Source organism: Rhodococcus sp. WB9 (genome assembly GCF_007558985.1).
Taxonomy (GTDB): Bacteria; Actinomycetota; Actinomycetes; order Mycobacteriales; family Mycobacteriaceae; genus Rhodococcus_F; species Rhodococcus_F opacus.
The window spans coordinates 2835386-2854119 of record NZ_CP041769.1; the positions used below are offsets into that span (position 1 = coordinate 2835386).

Genomic DNA, 18734 nt, shown 5'->3' on the forward strand with positions numbered 1-18734 from the left:
GGCGCTCGCGTGCAGGGGGAGGAGCCCAGCCTCTCACCGCTGCCCGTGCAGTACCCGGACTTCGCCCTGTGGCAGCGGAATCTCCTCGGCTCCGAGGACGACCCGGAGTCGCTCGCGGGCAAGCAGATCGCGTACTGGACGCACGCGCTCGGCGATGCACCGGAGGTCCTCGACCTCCCCGCCGACCGGCCGCGCCCGGCCGTCCGCAACCCGCAGGGTGGCCTGATCGAGTTCGAGATCGGGCAGGACGTGCACCGGTCGCTGAACGAACTCGCGCAGATCCATCAGGCGTCGCTGTTCATGGTGGTGCACACCGCACTCGCCGTGCTCCTGGGACGTCTGAGCAACACCAGCGACATCTCCGTCAGCACCCCCGTCGCGGGCCGCGGTGACCGCGCGCTCGACGACCTCGTCGGGATGTTCGTCAACACGCTCGTGCTGCGCACCGATGTCGACCCGAACGCCCGCTTCAGCACGCTGCTCACGCAGGCACGCGAGGTCGATCTGAATGCATTCGGCAACGCCGACGTGCCGTTCGAGCAGATCGTCGAGGTGCTCCGTCCGTCGCGCACCGCCGCGTACGCGCCGCTCGCGCAGGTGATGCTGAGCTTCCAGAACCTCGAACGCCCGAAGCTCGAGCTCGCCGGGCTGACCGTCGAGGTCCTCGAGAGCGGACTCACCACGAGCAAGACCGATCTCGGTGTCGCCGTCGAGGAACGGTTCGACGAGGGCTCCGTCGCGACCGGTATGCGGGGCTGGTTCTCCTACGCCACCGATCTCTTCGACGAGTCGACGGTCCGCGGTTTCGCCGATCGCTTCGTTCGCGTGCTCGAGGCCGTCACGGCCGACGCGGATGCTGTCGTCGGTGACATCGACATCCTGACCGAGGACGAGAAGGCCGGTCTGGCCGTGCCGGATGAGGGGGCGCAGTCCCTGATGTCGCACTCGATCTCGCAGGAGCTGGCGGCCACCAAGTCGCTGCCCGAACTCCTCGACGGTGCGGCGACGATCAACCCGGACGGAATCGCGCTGTCGCACAACGGCACCGATGTCACGTATGCGCAGTTGCGGGACAAGTCCGCGGAACTCGCGCGCACGCTCGCCGGTGTGGGTGTGGGCCCGGAGGCCGCGGTCACGGTGGCCCTGTCCACTCTGCTGCCCGGACTGCTCGACGGGTCGTCGGGTGAAGGCTTCGCCGACACGTTCGCCGGTGTCCTCGCCGGCGTGATCGCCGACGCGACGTCGGCGACCTCCGCGACCGCGGCGGAGGAGCGCACGCTCGTCGACCTGTTCGACGAGCAGGTGGCGCGGACGCCGGACGCGGTTGCCCTGGTGTTCGGCGACGACGCGCTGACGTATGCCGAGTTCGACGCCAGGACCAACCGACTGGCACGGGAACTGCTCGCACGGGGTGTCGGCCCGGAGTCCCGGGTCGCGGTCGCGCTGCGCCGCTCCCTCGAGATGATGATCGCGATCTACGCGATCGAGAAGACGGGCGCCGCCTACGTGCCGCTCGACCCGGATCATCCGGCGGCGCGCACCGCGTACGTGATCGACAGCGCCTCCCCGGTCTGCGTGCTGACCTCGTCGGCCGATCGGGATGCAGAGACGGCTGCGCCGCGGATCGAGGTGGACACCGTCGACCTCTCCGGTCACCCCGACGGTCCGATCACCGATGACGAGCGCGGGGCACCGGTCCGTCCGGATTCGACCGCCTACGTGATCTACACGTCCGGATCGACCGGTAAGCCGAAGGGCGTCGCCGTCAGTCACCGGGCGATCGTCAACCGGTTGCTGTGGATGCAGGACACCTACCCGATGGATTCCACGGACGTCGTCCTGCAAAAGACCCCCGTCACGTTCGACGTGTCCGTGTGGGAACTGTTCTGGCCGCTCGAGGTCGGAGCCAAGCTCGTTCTCGCGATCCCGGACGGGCACCGCGACCCGGTGTACCTCTCCGAGGTCATCGCCGGGCACAGCGTGACCACGATGCACTTCGTGCCGTCCATGCTGGCGGTGTTCACCGCAGGTGCGGACGCCGCGCTGTGCGGTTCGCTGCGTCAGGTGTTCTGCAGCGGTGAAGCCCTTCCGCCTGCCTCCGCGGCCGCGTTCCGGGACTTCTCCTCCGCAGCGCTGCACAACCTGTACGGCCCGACGGAGGCCGCGGTCGACGTCACCTACTGGGAGTGCACCGAAGCGGACCGCACGACGGTGCCGATCGGCGCGCCCGTGTGGAACACGCAGCTGTACGTGCTCGACTCCCGGCTGCGTCCCGTCCCCGCGGGCGTGCACGGCGAGCTGTACCTCGCCGGCATCCAGCTGGCCCGCGGCTACGTCGGCCGCAGCGACCTGACGTCGGACCGGTTCGTCGCGAACCCGTTCGGCACGGCCGGGCAGCGGATGTACCGCACCGGCGATATCGTCCGCAAGCGCGCCGACGGCATCGTCGAGTACATCGGGCGCCGCGACTTCCAGGTCAAGCTCCGCGGACAGCGGCTCGAGCTCGGCGAGGTCGAGTCCGCGCTTCTGGCGCACCCGTCGGTGGCGCAGGCCGTGGTCGTCGTGCACCGCAGCGAGACCACCGGCGAGAACCTGGTGGGCTACGTGATCCCGGTGGCCGATGTGGCGATCGATACCGCGTCGGTTCTGGACGCGGCAGCGGAGACGCTGCCCGCGTACATGGTGCCCGCCCGGATCCTCGTCCTGGACAGCTTCCCGCTCGGCGCCACCGGCAAGCTGGACCGGGGTGCACTTCCCGAACCGGACTTCGTCACGTCCGAGGCCGAATACGTCGCACCCCGTACCCCGATCGAGGAGATCGTCGCCGGGGTGTTCGGCGAGGTGCTCGGCGTCGAACGCGTCGGTGCCGCCGACTCGTTCTTCGACCTCGGCGGAAACTCGATCAGCGCAACGAGGCTCACCGCCAGGCTGACCGCCGCGCTCGGCGCGCACCTTTCGGTCCGGGAATGCTTCGAGCATCCGACCGTCGCAGAACTCGCTGCGCTGCTCGAAGCGAGCGCGGGAACCGCCGAACACCGTCCCGCACTCGTCGCACGTCCCCGCCCCGACCGTATCCCGCTGTCGCTGGCGCAGCAGCGGATGTGGTTCGTCAACCAGTTCGATCCGTCCTCCCCGGCGTACAACCTGCCGCTGGCGGTGCGGTTGACCGGCTCGATCGATACGGCGGCGCTGAATGCGGCGTGGGCGGACGTGGTCGAGCGGCACGAGTCGCTGCGGACGGTCTTCCCGGTCGGCGACGAGGACGCGCACCAGGTCGTGCTGCCCGCAGCCGACGTGGTGTCCGACCTGACCCCGACCCCGGTCGCCGACGAGCAGGACCTGTACGCGCGGTTGCGTGAACTCGGCGCCACCGGATTCGACGTCACCGAGACGGTGCCGGTGCGGGTCGCCTGCTTCGAGGTGAACCCCACCGACCACATCCTGATGATGGTCGTGCACCACATCTCGGCCGACGGTGCGTCGCTGGCGCCCCTGTTCACCGACATCATGACCGCCTACGCGGCGCGTGCGACCGGCACTGCTCCCGGGTGGGAACCGCTGCCCGTCCAGTACGCCGACTACGCGTTGTGGCAGCGTGAGTCGCTCGGCGACGAGTCCGACCCCGAATCGCTGGTCGCCCGCCAGCTCGGCTACTGGCAGCAGGCGCTCGGCGGGCTCCCCGAGGTGCTCGAGTTGCCGACCGACCGGCCCCGGCCGCCCGTGCAGTCGCTGCGCGGTGCGTCGGCACGGTTCACGATCGACGCGCAGACCCACAGCGGGCTGCTCGCGATCGCCCGGGAAACGAACTCGACCCTGTTCATGGTCGTGCACGCCGCGCTCGCTGTCCTGCTCGAGCGGCTGTCTTCGCAGACGGACGTCGCGATCGGCACGCCGGTCGCCGGCCGCGGCGAGCAGGAACTGGACAGGCTCGTCGGCATGTTCGTCAACACCCTCGTGCTCCGCGCGTCGGTGCGTCCCGACGACACCTTCGCCGACCTGCTGGCGCAGGTGCGCACCACCGATCTGAATGCGTTCAGCCACAGCGACGTTCCGTTCGAGCGTCTCGTCGAGGTACTCGACGTCCCGCGGTCGACGGCGCACCAGCCGCTGTTCCAGGTGGCGTTGTCGTTCGACAACAACGAATCGGTCCGGATGGAGTTCCCGGGTCTCGAGATCTCCGCGCTCGACGCCCCGCTCGAGGTCGCCAAATTCGACCTCCAGCTCAGCGTCGGCGAGCGCTACGTCGACGGGGCCGCCGCGGGTATCGCCGCGACGTTCAACTACTCGACCGACATCTTCGACGAGCAGACCATAGTGAGCTTCGCGGACCGGTTCGGCCGGATCCTCGATGCCGTGTCGGCCGACCGCGACGTGGTCCTCGGCGACATCGAGATCCTCGACGCCGTGGAGAAGGCCGCGATCGCCCCGGTCCGCGGACCGCAGTCGATCGAGCCGCGCACACTGCCCGAACTGCTGCGTTCGGGTGTCGAGATCTCCCCGGAGTCGGTCGCGGTGACCTTCGAAGGACGTGAGGTCACGTACCGGGAACTCGACGAGCGGTCGAATCAGCTCGCGCGCGTCCTGATCGATCGGGGCGTGGGGCCGGAGACCTATGTCGCACTGGCGATCACGCGTTCCGTCGAATCCATCCTCGGGATCTGGTCGATCGCCAAGGCCGGCGGCGCCTACCTGCCCGTCGACCCGAAGCTGCCGTTCGAGCGGATCGCCGAGATGCTGTCCGATTCGGCGGCGGTCCTCGGACTGACGGTCGCCCGCCATCACGACGACCTTCCCGGCACGGTGCCGTGGATCGTCCTCGACGAGACGGCGGCGGCCGAGGAGATCGGAGCCCGCAGTGCGGGCGCGGTGGAGGACGCGGATCTGCGCCGCGCGCTGACGGTCGACCACCCGGCGTATCTCATCTACACCTCGGGTTCGACGGGTAAGCCGAAGGGCGTGGTGGTCACCCACCGCGGTCTGGCGAACCTCACCCGCGAGGTGCGCGAGCACTACGTCGTGTCGCCGAACTCCCGATTCCTGCACGTGGCGTCGCCGAGCTTCGACACGTCGGTCGGGGAGATGCTCGCCGCGTTCAGCGCGGGCGCCACCCTGGTGATCTCGCCCGCGGACGTCTACGGCGGCGACGAACTCGCCGACCTGATCCGCCGCGAACGGGTCAACAACGTGGTCATGACACCGACGGCGCTGATGACCGTCGACCCCGACGGCCTCGACTCCGTCACGTCCGTCGTGGTCGGCGGCGACACCTGCACACCGGAACTCGTGGCACGGTGGGCTCCCGGCCGCGAGATGCGCAACGCCTACGGTCCCACCGAGACCACGGTCATCGTCACCATCACCGAACCGATGGTGGCGGGTGAGCGCGTGACGATCGGTTCGCCGCTGCGTGGCGTCGAATCCCTCATCCTCGATTCACGGTTGCGTCCGGTGCCGGAGGGAGTGCCCGGCGAGCTCTACATCTGCGGCCCGTCGGTGACCCGCGGCTACCACAACCGTCCGTCGGTCACGGCGGAGCGGTTCGTGGCCAACCCGTTCGGCGAACCCGGCGCGCGCATGTACCGCACCGGCGACGTCGTGCGCTGGGCGGACGGACATCGAGTGGAGTACGTCGGCCGGTCCGACTTCCAGGTGAAGGTCCGCGGGTTCCGCGTCGAACTCGGTGAGATCGACGCCGCCCTGGCCGCACAGTCGGATATCGAGTTCGCCGTGACCGTGGGTCGCGAGAACCCGGCCGGGCTGACGACCCTCGTGTCGTACGTCCTGCCCGCCGACGGTGCAACGGTCGATCCGGAATCGCTGAAGTCGGTTGTCGGCGAGACGCTTCCGCCGTACATGGTGCCGTCCGTCGTGATCCTCCTCGACGAGATCCCGCTGACGGGCATCGGCAAGCTGGATCGCGCGCGGCTGCCCGAACCCGAGTTCGTCACCGCGGGCGCGGAGTTCCGTGCCCCGACGACGCTCGCGGAAGAGACGATCGCAGACATCTTCGCCGACGTGCTCGGACTCGAGCAGGTCAGCGTCGACGACAGCTTCTTCGACCTCGGCGGGAACTCGCTGAGCGCCACCCGTGTCGTGTCGCGGGCCGGACAGGTCTTCGGTCGCCGCATCGGCGTCCGGGAACTGTTCGAGGCGCCGACGGTCGCTGGTCTGGCCGCCCGCATCGGCACCCCCGACGAGAACATCCGACAGCGACCCGTCCTCGCGCCGCGGGAGAGGTCTGCCTTCGTCCCGTTGTCGCTGGCGCAGTCCCGGATGTGGTTCATCAACCGCTTCGACCCGGACTCGCCCGCCTACAACATTCCGCTCGCGGTCCGATTGACCGGTGCGCTGGACGTGGACGCCCTGCAGTCCGCCGTGCTCGACGTGCTCGACCGCCACGAGTCGCTGCGCACGATCTATCCGGACTCGCCGGAGGGCCCGCACCAGGTGATCCTCCCCGCCGACCAGGTCCGGTTGGACCTGACGCCCGCCGCGGTGTCGGACGACGAACTGCGCGAGCAGTTGGTGGAGATGGTCACCGCCGGATTCGACGTCACCGCCGACGCCCCGCCGATCCGGACGCGACTGTTCGAGGTCGGCCCGCAGGACTACGTGCTGGCACTCGTCGTGCACCACGTGTCCACCGACGGCGAATCCACTGCGCCGTTCGTGCGCGACGTCATGGTGGCGTACGCGTCGCGGGCGGCAGGCCGGGAACCCGGCTACGCGCCGCTCCCGGTGCAGTACGCGGATTACGCGATCTGGCAGCGTGAACTCCTCGGCAGCGAGGACGACCCCGACAGCCTGATCGCCGCCCAGCTGGCCTTCTGGAAGAAGACGCTGGCCGGCGTGCCCGACCTCCTCGAGCTGCCGGTGGACCGGCCGCGACCGCCCGTACAGTCCCTGCGCGGGTCGCGGATCGACTTCACCATCGACGCCGAGGTGCACCGCGGTCTGGCCGCACTGGCCCGGAGGCACAATGCCAGCGTGTTCATGGCCGTGCACGCCGCATTCGCGGTGCTGCTCAGCCGTCTGTCCGGCACCGAGGACATCTCGGTGGGCACCCCGATCGCAGGCCGCGGCGAGCGCGAACTCGACGACGTCGTCGGCATGTTCGTCAACACCCTCGCACTGCGGGTACAGGTCGACGGGCAGCAGACGTTCGACGAGATCCTCGACCGTGCCCGAGAGGCCGACCTCGAGGCGTTCTCGCACGCCGACGTCCCGTTCGAGCGCCTGGTCGAGGTCCTGAACCCGGCACGCTCGATGGCCCACCACCCGATCTTCCAGGTGGGCTACTCGTTCCAGAACACGACGAAGGCCGAGCTGGAACTGCCCGACCTCACCGTCACACCGCTCGAGGTCGAGGGCGACACCGCGCAGTTCGACCTGCATCTGATCCTGGGGGACAGCCCCGAGGGGGAGCAGATGTCGGGCGTGTTCACGTTCGCCACCGACCTGTTCGACGCCGCCACCGTCAAGCGTTTCGCGGCCATGTTCCGCCGCGTCCTCGCCGCCGCGGTGGATTCGCCGCGGACCGCGGTCGGCGACCTGCCCCTCGCAGGCAGCGACGAGCGTGCGCTCGTGGTGTCCGGATGGAACGACACCGAGCGGGCGCTGCCGGAGACGACGCTCGCGGACATGTTCGCGTCCGCCGCCGCGGAGAACCCGGACGTCACCGCTCTCGTGTTCGAGGGCGAGTCGCTGACGTACGCCGACTTCTCGACGAGGGTCAACCGGTTGGCCCGGCACCTCGTCGGCCGCGGGGTCGGCCCGGAAACCGTGGTCGGCCTGGCGATTCCGCGTTCGGTGGAACTGCTGGTCGGCATGTACGCGATCGCCGCGGCCGGCGGCGCTTACCTGCCGATCGACCCGGACCATCCGGCCGAGCGCACCGCGTACGTGCTGGAGAGCGCGCAACCCGTCTGCGTCCTGGCGAGCCGCGCCGTCGTCGGGGGACTGCCGGGCGGGGTCGACTACCTCCTCCTCGACGAACTGGATCTGGGTGGAATCAACGCGGCTCCGCTGACCGATTCGGAGCGGATCGCACCGCTGCGGCCGGAGAACGCCGCGTACGTGATCTACACGTCCGGCTCGACCGGTCGCCCGAAGGGTGTGGCGATCGCGCACCGTGCGATCGCGAACCAGTTGCGGTGGAAGCAGTCGGAATACCCGCTCACCGCGGAGGATTCGGTGCTGCTCAAGACGGCGGCGACATTCGACCTGTCGGTGTGGGAGTTCTGGTGGGCGCTGACCGCGGGTGCACGTCTGGTCGTCGCCACACCGGACGGCCACCGCGACCCGTCGTACCTGGCCGCACTCGTTGCGGAGCAGCAGGTCTCGACCGTGCACTTCGTGCCTTCGCTGCTGTCGGCGTTCGTCGCGGTGGCGGAGCCTGCCCAGCTGGTGTCGTTGACACGGGTGCTCTGCATCGGTGAGGCACTGCCCGCCGACACGATGCTCCGTTTCCGCGACGTCTCGAACGCGGAGATCTTCAACCTGTACGGCCCCACCGAGGCCGCCGTCAGCGTCACCCACTACCGGTGCGGCGACGAGCGCGACGGTTCGGTCCCGATCGGCAGACCCGAATGGAACACGCAGACCTACGTTCTCGATTCGCGTCTGCACCCCGTTCCCGCCGGAGTCACAGGTGAGCTCTATCTCGCGGGCGAGCAGTTGGCGCGCGGCTACTTCGGCCGCCACGACCTCACCGCGGAACGGTTCGTCGCCAACCCGTTCGGCGACGCCGGACACCGGATGTACCGCACCGGTGACCTGGTGCGATGGAACCGCGACGGCAACCTCGACTACGTCGGCCGGAGCGACTTCCAGGTCAAGGTCCGCGGTTTCCGGATCGAACTCGGCGAGATCGAGCGGGCGCTCGTGGCGCATCCGTCGGTGGCGCAGGCCGTCGTCGTGGTCCACCACGACCGTCATACCGGGGACCGGCTCGTCGGTTACGTGGTGCCGGAGCAAGGCAACTCCGTCGACGACACCGACGTTCTCACGTTCGCCGGCCGGTCGGTGCCGGGGTACATGGTGCCGTCCGCGCTGATCGCCCTCGATGCGCTGCCGCTGAACATCAACGGCAAGCTCGATCGCAAGGCGCTCCCCGAACCCGAGTTCGGTGGCGCCGCGGACCATTACAAGGGCCCGCGCACCCCCGTCGAGGAGATCGTCGCCGGAGTCTTCGCGGACGTGCTCGGTCACGAGCGGGTCAGCGTGGACACGAGCTTCTTCGACCTCGGCGGCAACTCGCTGGTCGCGACGCGCGTGGTCGCCCGCGTCAATGCCGCGCTCGACACGTCGATCGGTGTGCGCGAACTGTTCGAGGCTCCGACGGTGATCGCGCTGTCGGCACGCGCCGAGCAGTCCGATTCGGCGGGCGCGACCCGCCCGGCGCTGGTGCCCCAGCCACGTCCGGCCCGGATTCCGCTGTCCCCGGCGCAGTCCCGCATGTGGTTCATCAACCAGTTCGACACGGCGTCGGCGGCGTACAACATTCCGCTGGCGATCAAGCTGACGGGCCACCTCGACGTCGCGGCGCTCGAACAGGCACTCGGCGACGTCGTCGAACGGCACGAGACGCTGCGCACGACGTACCCCGACACCGGCGACGGCCCGGGCCAGGTCGTGTTGTCGCGGGCCCGGAGTTTCACCTCACTGGACGTGGAGAACGTCGCCGACGAGAACACCCTGCGTGAGCGCGTGATCTCCCTCGTCACCGCCGGTTTCGACGTCGCGAAGGCCGTCCCGGTCCGCGCGCGTCTCCTGCGGATCGACGCCGAGCAGCACGTGCTGGTCATCGTCGTCCACCACATCTCGTCCGACGGCGCCTCGACGGCACCGCTGGCACGGGACGTGGTGATCGCCTACAGCGCCCGCGCCGCCGGTTCCGAACCCGCCTGGGCTCCGCTCGACGTCCAGTACGCGGACTTCTCGCTCTGGCAGCACGAGTTGCTGGGCGACGAGAACGCGTCGGATTCGCTGGCCACCCAGCAGATCGACTACTGGCGGACCACGCTCAGCGGTCTGCCGGACGTGCTGCCGTTGCCGACGGACCGGCCGCGGCCGCCCGCGCAGTCGATGCGCGGCGCGAACTTCGACTTCGAGATCGACGCGGAACTGCGCGATCGGCTCGGGGCGCTGGCGCGTGAGCACAACGCGTCGCTGTTCATGGTCGCGCACGCGGCACTGTCGGTGCTGCTCGCTCGGCTGAGCGCCACGGACGACATCGCGGTGGGTACTGCCATCGAGGGCCGCGGCGAGGCCGCGCTCGACGATCTGGTCGGCATGTTCGTCAACACGCTCGTGTTGCGCGCGCAGGTCGACGTCGACGCGACGTTCTCCGACCTCCTCGCGCAGGTGCGTCAGCACGACCTCGGTGCGTTCACGCACACCGACGTGCCGTTCGAGCGGCTGGTCGAGATCCTCCAGCCGGAACGTTCGACGGCGTTCTCGCCGCTCTTCCAGGTGGCTCTGGCGTTCCAGAACATCGAGCAGGCGCACCTGGAGCTGCCCGGCCTGACGGTCGAGGGACTCGACGGTGGCATCAGCGCCGCGAAGTTCGATCTGCAGCTCACGCTCGCGGACGCAGCCGACGCGGACGGGGACGCGCCGATGCGGGGCGTCTTCACCTACGCGACGGATCTGTTCGACGAACGCACCATCGCGTCGTTCGCGTTCCGTTTCCAGCGCATCCTCGAGGCGATCACCGCCGACGCGTCCGTGCTGATCGGGGACATCGACGTCCTGAGCGAGAACGAGCACGAGGTGCTGGCACCCGTCCGCGGCGCCGACAGCGCCGCACCCGAGCTCCTGTCGAGCATCCTGGCCACCGCCGCGGCGGTCGACCCCGACGCCGTCGCCGTCGTGTGCGGCGACGAGCAGGTCACCTACCGTGAGCTCGACGAGCGCTCGAACCGTCTCGCCCGCGTCCTGATCGGCAGGGGCATCGGAGCCGACGACTTCGTCGCGCTGGCACTGACGCGTTCCGTCGAATCCATCCTCTCCATCTGGGCGGTCGCGAAGACCGGCGCGGCATTCGTGCCCGTCGATCCGAGCTACCCGTTCGACCGGATCCTGCACATGGTCACGGACTCTCGCGTGGAGGTCGGTCTCACCACCGGCGCCCACGTCGGCGAGCTGCCCGACACCGTGCGGTGGCTGGTGCTCGGTGAGGACGAGATGGACGGCGACTGCGCGTCCGTGTCCTCCGAGGCCGTCACCGACGCCGACCGCATCCGTCCGACACGGGTCGACGACGCGGCGTACGTCATCTACACGTCCGGGTCGACGGGTCTGCCCAAGGGCGTCGTCGTCACCCACACCGGGTTGGCGAACGTCACGACCGAACAGGTCGAGCGGCTCCGGCTCACCCCGCAGTCGCGGGTGCTGCACTTCGCCTCGCCGAGCTTCGACGCGTCCGTGTTCGAGTTGCTGCACGCCGTCGCCGCCGCGTCGACGATGGTCATCGCGTCCGGCGTCGTCTACGGTGGCGACGAACTCGCCCGGTTGCTGAAGAAGCAGAAGGTCACGCACGCGTTCATCACACCCGCGGCCCTCACCACGGTCGACCCGGCAGGGCTCGAACGCATCGAGGTGCTGTCGGTGGCCGGCGAGGCCTGCCCGCCGGAACTCATGCAGAAGTGGGCACCCGGCCGGCGCATGTTCAACCTGTACGGCCCGTCCGAGGCGACGATCTGGAGCACGTCGAGCAACCCGATGAAGGCGGATCGGCCCGTCACCATCGGCGGTCCCACCCGGGGTGTCGACGTGGTCGTGCTCGACTCCCGTCTCACGCCGGTCCCGGTAGGGGTCGCGGGTGAGCTGTACGTGGCGGGTCCGAGCGTGGCGCGCGGCTATCACAACCGGTTCGCCCTGACGGCGGAGCGTTTCGTCGCCAACCCGTTCGGCGGTCCCGGTGAGCGGCTCTACCGCACCGGCGACGTCGTCCGCTGGGTGCACGACGCGGAGACCGGCGACCTCGTCCTTGACTACGTCGGCCGGTCCGACTTCCAGGTGAAGGTCCGTGGGTTCCGCATCGAACTCGGCGAGATCGACGCCGAACTCGGCAGCCACCCGAGCGTGGACTTCGCGGTCACGCTGGGCCACCACCGCGAGCAGACCGGTCAGACCGTCCTGGTGTCGTACGTGATGCCCGCTCAGGGCGCGTCGATCGACGTCGCGGAACTGTCGGCGTTCGTGTCCGAGACCCTGCCCGGGTACATGGTGCCGTCGTCGATCATGGCGATCGATTCGGTGCCGCTGACGCCCGCCGGAAAGCTCGACCGCAAGGCGCTTCCCGAGCCGCAGTTCGTGTCGGCCGCCAGTGAGTACTGCGCGCCGTCGACGCCGATGGAGAAGGCCATCGCCGACGTCTTCGCGCAGGTGCTCGGCGTGGACCGCGTCAGCGTCGACGACTCGTTCTTCGCCCTCGGCGGTGACAGCATCGTGTCCATCCAGCTCACGACCCGCGCGAAGAACGCCGGTGTGCTGTTCACGGCGCGGGACGTCTTCGAGCGCAAGACCGTCTCGGCGCTGGCCGACGTGGCCGACTGGGCCACCGACGTCGAGTCGGTGAAGCTCGAGGAGCTGCCGGGCGGCGGCGTCGGTTCGATTCCGCTCACGCCTATCGCGCACTGGCTGGTGGAGACGGCAGGGACCTTCGAGAAGTTCTCGCAGGCGGTTCTGCTGACCACCCCGCCCGCGGTCACGCGGGATCAGCTGGTGGCCACGGTGGATGCTGTTGTGGAACGCCACGACATCCTCCGATCCCGGCTCACCCGGACCGGGGACGACTGGGCGTTCGAGGCTCTCCCGACCGAAGCCGCATTCGGTGCGGACGGCCTGATCGAGCAGATCGAGTTCACCGACAAACCGGGAACGGACGGATTCGAGAGGCTGGCACGCACGGCTCTCGACCGTGCGGCGGAACGGCTGGATCCGGCGTCGGGCCGGATGACGCAGTTCGTGTGGTTCGCTCCCGCGGCGTCGTTGCCGGGGCAGAGCGGCCGCCTGCTGGTGCTCGCGCATCACCTCGTCGTCGACGGTGTGTCCTGGCGAGTGCTGTTGCCGGACTTCGCGACCGCGGGTTCGCAGATCACTGCGGGACAGCCGGCGCAGCTCGAACCGGTCGGCTCCTCGGTCCGAGCGTGGGCGCACGGTCTGGTCGAGGAGGCGAAGTCGCCGCACCGTGTGGCGGAACTCGACTTCTGGCGCGGAATGCTCGCAGGCACGGATCCGCTGATCGGAAAGCGTGCGTTCGATCCCGCACGCGACGTGATCGCCCGGACCGACCGCCTGAGCATGACGTTCTCGACGCAGGTGACGCAGGCGTTGCTCACCACGATCCCGCAGTCCGTGAACGGCGGTGTCAACGACGGCCTGCTCGCGGCTCTCGCTCTCGCGGTCGCGCGCTGGCGTGGACTCCGCAACGGGACCGAGGATCGCTCGGTGCTGATCAACCTCGAGGGACACGGCAGGGAAGAGGCGACCGTGCCCGGTGCCGACCTCTCCCGCACAGTGGGCTGGTTCACGAGCCTGTACCCGGTGCGGCTGGACGTCTCCCGGGCCGATCTCGACGACGCGTTCGACGGCGGGACGTCGACAGGCGCGGCGCTGAAGGCGGTCAAGGAACAGCTGCTTGCCGTGCCCGACAAGGGCATCGGCTACGGGCTGCTTCGCTACCTGAACGAGGAGACCGCTCCGGCCCTGGCATCGTTGCCGACTCCGCAGATCGGGTTCAACTACCTCGGTCGCGCGGGCTCGGTGGATCTGCCCGCCGAGATCCGGGATCTCGGCTGGATTCCCGACAGCGATTCGGGTGAGTTCGGCGGTGCCATGGACGACGACATGGTGGCACCGGCGGTGCTCAGCATCAACGCGGTGACGTCGGAGACGGCGTCCGGTCCCGAGATCGAGGCCAAGATCGCGTTCGCCACCGAGATTCTCGACGAGGCGGACGTGTGGGAGCTCGCCGAACTGTGGCACGCCGCGGCGACCGCACTGGCCGAGCACGCCTCCGGGCCGAACGGCGGCGGTCTCACACCGTCCGACGTTCCGCTGGTGTCCGTGACGCAGGACGACCTCGAGGCGCTCGAGCGGCGCTACCCCGACGCCACCGACGTGTGGCCGCTCGCCCCGCTGCAGTCGGGAATGTTCTTCCATTCCGTTCTCGCCGAGGACGCGGTGGACGTCTACACCGCTCAGGTGGTGCTGGACTTCCAGGGCATCGTCGACACCGGCCGGCTCCGCGGCGCGGCGGAGGCGTTGATCGCACGTCACGCGAACCTGCGCACGGCGTTCGTCCCCGACGATTCGGGGACCGCGGTCCAGGTAGTCGTCGACCGTGTCGCACTGCCGTGGGAAGAGCTCGACCTCTCCGGTCTGTCCGAGGCCGAACGCGCGGAGCGGATGAGTTCCGTTCTGAGCGAACATCGTTCGGCGCGGTTCGACATGAGTCGTCCGCCCCTGATGCGGTTCCTGCTGATCCGCACGGGTGAGAACAGCTACCGGTTCTCCATCAGCAACCACCACATCCTGCTCGACGGATGGTCGATGCCGTTGCTGATGAAGGACCTGCTGGTGCTGTACGCCACCCGCGGAGACGGTTCGGTGCTGCCGCGCGTGCGTGGCTACCGCGACTTCCTCGGCTGGCTGTCCGAACGCGACACCGACGCATCGCGCAGCGCGTGGGCGCACGCACTGGCGGGACTGGACGGTCCGACCGTGCTGGCCCCGGCGCCGAGCAGCGAGGACCGTCCCGAACCGGCCGAGTTCGCGCTGCACCTCGGCGAGGTGGTGAGCGAGAACCTGGCGCGCATCGCCCGGGACCGTGGCCTGACGATGAACACGATCGTCCAGGCGGCGTGGGGTCTGCTGCTGGCCCGCATGACGGCCTCGGACGACGTCGTCTTCGGCGCCACCGTGTCGGGTCGTCCCCCGGAGGTCGCAGGCATCGAGTCGATGGTGGGCTTGTTCATCAACACCATCCCGATTCGCGTGCGTATCGACCCCCGTGAGTCGCTCCTCGGACTGCTCGAGCGGCTGCAGGCGGAACAGTCGACGTTGTTCGACCACCATCACATCGGTCTTCCGGAGATCCAGCAGATCGCCGGAATCGGTGGGCTGTTCGACACGTTGACGGTGTTCGAGTCGTACCCGGTGGACCGCGCAGGTCTCACCGAGGACAGCGACATCGACGGGCTCCGGGTCGCCGGGGTGCAGATCAGCGACGCCTCGCACTACCCGCTGAGCCTGCTGGCCCAGTCGGACAGCGAGCTACAGCTGGTCCTGAAATACCTCCCGGACGTATTGGGCGCCGACACCGTCGAGCGGCTCGGCTCCCGGCTGAACCGGATCCTGCAGACCATCGCGGCCGGCAGGTCCACGCTGGTGGGCGATCTCGATCTGCTGACCGGCGACGAACGCGAACTCGTCCTGTCCGGGTGGAACGACTCGGGGCACGACGTCACCGACGAATCCGTGGTGTCGATGTTCGGCGCCCAGGTCGCTCGCACGCCGGATCGAACGGCCGTGGTGGCGGACCACGTACGCCTCACCTACGCCGAGTTCGACGCGCGGGTGAATCGTCTGGCGCGGCACCTGATGTCGATGGGTGTGGGGCCGGACTCGGTGGTGGGCATCGCGATGCGACGCTCGCTCGACATGGTGATCAGCCTCTACGCTGTCCACGCGGCGGGCGGCGCGTACGTGCCGATCGACCCGGAGCACCCGGCGGACCGCACCTCGTACGTCGTGGACAGTGCCGTGCCGACCTGTGTGCTGAGCCAGGCCGACGACATCGCGAATCTCGACGTGGACGTGCCGGTGTACCTGGTCGAGGACTTCGACCTGTCCGAGTACGCGGATGGCCCGGTCGAGGATTCCGAGCGGCTCGCCGAGTTGCGCCCGGACAACCTGGCCTACGCGCTGTACACGTCGGGTTCGACGGGACGTCCGAAGGGCGTGGCGATTCCGCACTCGGCGCTGGCCAACCAGCTGGCGTGGATGCGGGACGTCTACGGCATCGGCGCGCAGGACGTGGTGCTGCAGAAGACACCGTTCACGTTCGACGCCTCGGTGTGGGAGCTGTTCCTGCCGTTGGTGGTCGGTGGCACTCTCGTGATCGCCTCGCCGGACGGTCACCGCGACCCCGACTACATGGCAGCGACCGTGGGCACGGAAGCGGTGACGGTGATCCAGTTCGTCCCGTCCGTGCTGACCATGTTCCTCGACGCTGCCACGGCCGACCGGTGCGGTTCGCTGCGCCTGGTCTTCGCGGGCGGTGAGCCGCTGCCGCAGTCGGCGGCCGACCGGGTTTCCGGTCTCGGTTCCGCGGAATTGGTGAACCTGTACGGCCCGACCGAGGTGACCATCAACTCGACGGCCCACGTGGTGGAGCCGTCGGGCACGGCGACGATCGCGCCGATCGGTTCGCCGGCCTGGAACACCCGCGCGTACGTGCTCGACGCTCATCTGAACCCGGCGCCGATCGGTGTTCCCGGTGAGCTGTACCTCGACGGCGCGCAACTCGCCCGCGGATACGTCAACAGTTCCGCACTGAGTGCGGAACGGTTCGTCGCGAACCCGTTCGGCGATTCGGGTGCGCGGATGTACCGCACCGGCGACCTCGTCCGGTGGAACGAGAACGGCGTCCTCGAGTTCGTGGGCCGCACCGACTTCCAGGTGAAGGTGCGCGGACTGCGTATCGAACTCGGCGAGGTCGAGGAGGCGTTCGTCCGGTACCGCGACGTGGCGCAGGCCGCCGTGATCGTCCACAACAGCGAGGTGGGTGCGCGGCTCGTCGCCTACGTCGTGCCGAAGCCGGACGCGGTTCTCGACCCGGCAGCGCTGAATGGGTTCGTCGCGGAATCGTTGCCCGAGTACATGATTCCGGATTCTGTGATGGTTCTCGCCGAACTTCCGCTGGGCACCAGCGGCAAGCTCGACCGGCGCGCGCTGCCGGTGCCGGACTTCGCGTCGGCGGCCGACTTCCGGGCGCCGCGCACCGACACCGAGCGTGCACTCGCGACCGTGTTCGGTGAACTGCTCGGCCGGGAGAGCGTCGGAATCGACGACTCGTTCTTCGAGCTCGGCGGCGACAGCATCGTGTCCATCCAGCTGGTGGCGCGGGCACGTTCGGCCCGTATCCACTTCACCGCGCGAGATGTGTTCGAGCGGCGCACGGTTGCCGAGCTGGCCGCGGTGGCCGATTCGGGCGAGTCCGCGGCGGCCGCACTGCAGGAGTACGAGGGTGGTGGCGTCGGAACGGTGCCGCTCACCCCGGTCGCCCGCAAGATGGTCGAGCGCGGCGGCGACTTCGACCGGTTCGTCATGCCGTTGATGCTGACGTTGCCCGCCGGGATCGAACGCGAGCAGGTGACCGCGACGATCGCCGCCGTGGTCGACAAGCATGACGTGCTGCGGTCGACCCTGGTCACGTCCGGTGTAGAGGACGCGCTCGAGATCGCACCCGCGGGTAGCGTCGACATCGACGCCACCGTGCATCGGGTGGAGATCGCGGCCGGCGACGAGCCCGGTTCGCCGGAGTTCGACGCGGTGGCGAGTGCGGCCTTCGACGCGGCGCTGAATCGCCTGGATCCGCGCACCGGGTCGATGCTCCAGTTCGTCTGGTTCGACCCCGCCGAGTCGGATCGGCGCGGACGGCTCCTCGTGGTGCCGCACCACCTCGTCATCGACTCCGTGTCGTGGCGGATCCTGGTGCCGGACTTCGCGACCGCGGGCGCGCAGATCGCTGCCGGCACGTCGCCGTCACTCGAGCCGGTCGGAACGTCGCTGCGGCGCTGGACCGACGGTCTGCTCGAGGCGGCGGTCGAGCCGGAGCGGGTGGCCGAACTCGAGGTGTGGGAACACATGCTGACCGGCCCGGATCCGCTGCTCGGATCGCGTGAGCTGGACCTGGAAACCGACCTGGTCAGCACGCTGGAGCGGACCCGGGTGGATGTTCCCGCACCGGTCACCGAGGCATTGCTGGGTGGCACGCCGGGTGCGCTCGACGGTGAGATCGGCGACGTTCTCGCGGCAGCCGTCGCGTTGGCGGTGGCCGCGTGGCGACGCGACCGCGGAGTCGAGGCTTCGTCGACGGTCGTCACCCTCGAGGGTCACGGACGTGAAGAGTCCACGGTGCCGGGTGCTGATCTGTCGCGGACGGTCGGCTGGTTCACCACGATGTACCCGGCACGTCTCGACCTCGCCGGGGTCGACATCGCCGATGCACTGCGGGGTGGCGCGGGCGCGGCGGACGCCGTACACGCGGTCCGGGATCAGCTGAGCGCGATCCCGGACCGGGGAATCGGATACGGGCTGCTCCGGTATCTGAACCCCGACACCTCGGCGGTGATGAGGAACTGGCCGGAACCGCAGATCGTGTTCAACTACATCGGACGCGTGAGCGCGGCCGAGGTTCCCGAGGCGGTACGTGGACTCGACTGGCTGCCCGATTTCGAATCGCCCGTCACGGGTGGATTCGAGAAGAGCGCGATGCCCGCCCAGGCTGTTCTCGACATCCAGTCGGTGATCTCGGAAACCGCGGAGGGCCTGCAGTTGTCGGCGTTCATGTCCTTCCCGCCCGGCATCCTCTCGGCACCGGAAGTGGACCGGTTCGGAGAGTTCTGGGTTGCCGCGCTCACCGCGCTCGTGGCTCAGGCCGAGGAGCGATCCGGGCGCTGATCTCCGCGGCCCGTGGTGGGAAGGCTCCGCGCGTTCCCACC

At 69.2% G+C, this 18734-nt stretch carries 1 protein-coding gene (cut by a window edge); it reads left to right on the top strand.

Going from position 1 to position 18734, the window contains the following annotated elements; all coding sequences use genetic code 11:
* Positions 1–18693: the 3' portion of a non-ribosomal peptide synthase/polyketide synthase gene (locus FND50_RS13010; protein WP_260850977.1), read on the top strand. It extends 15033 nt beyond the left edge of the window; 18693 of the gene's 33726 nt are visible here — the last part of the coding sequence; the start codon falls outside the window, past its left edge; it ends in the stop codon at positions 18691–18693.
* The last annotated feature ends 41 nt before the right edge of the window (positions 18694–18734 follow it).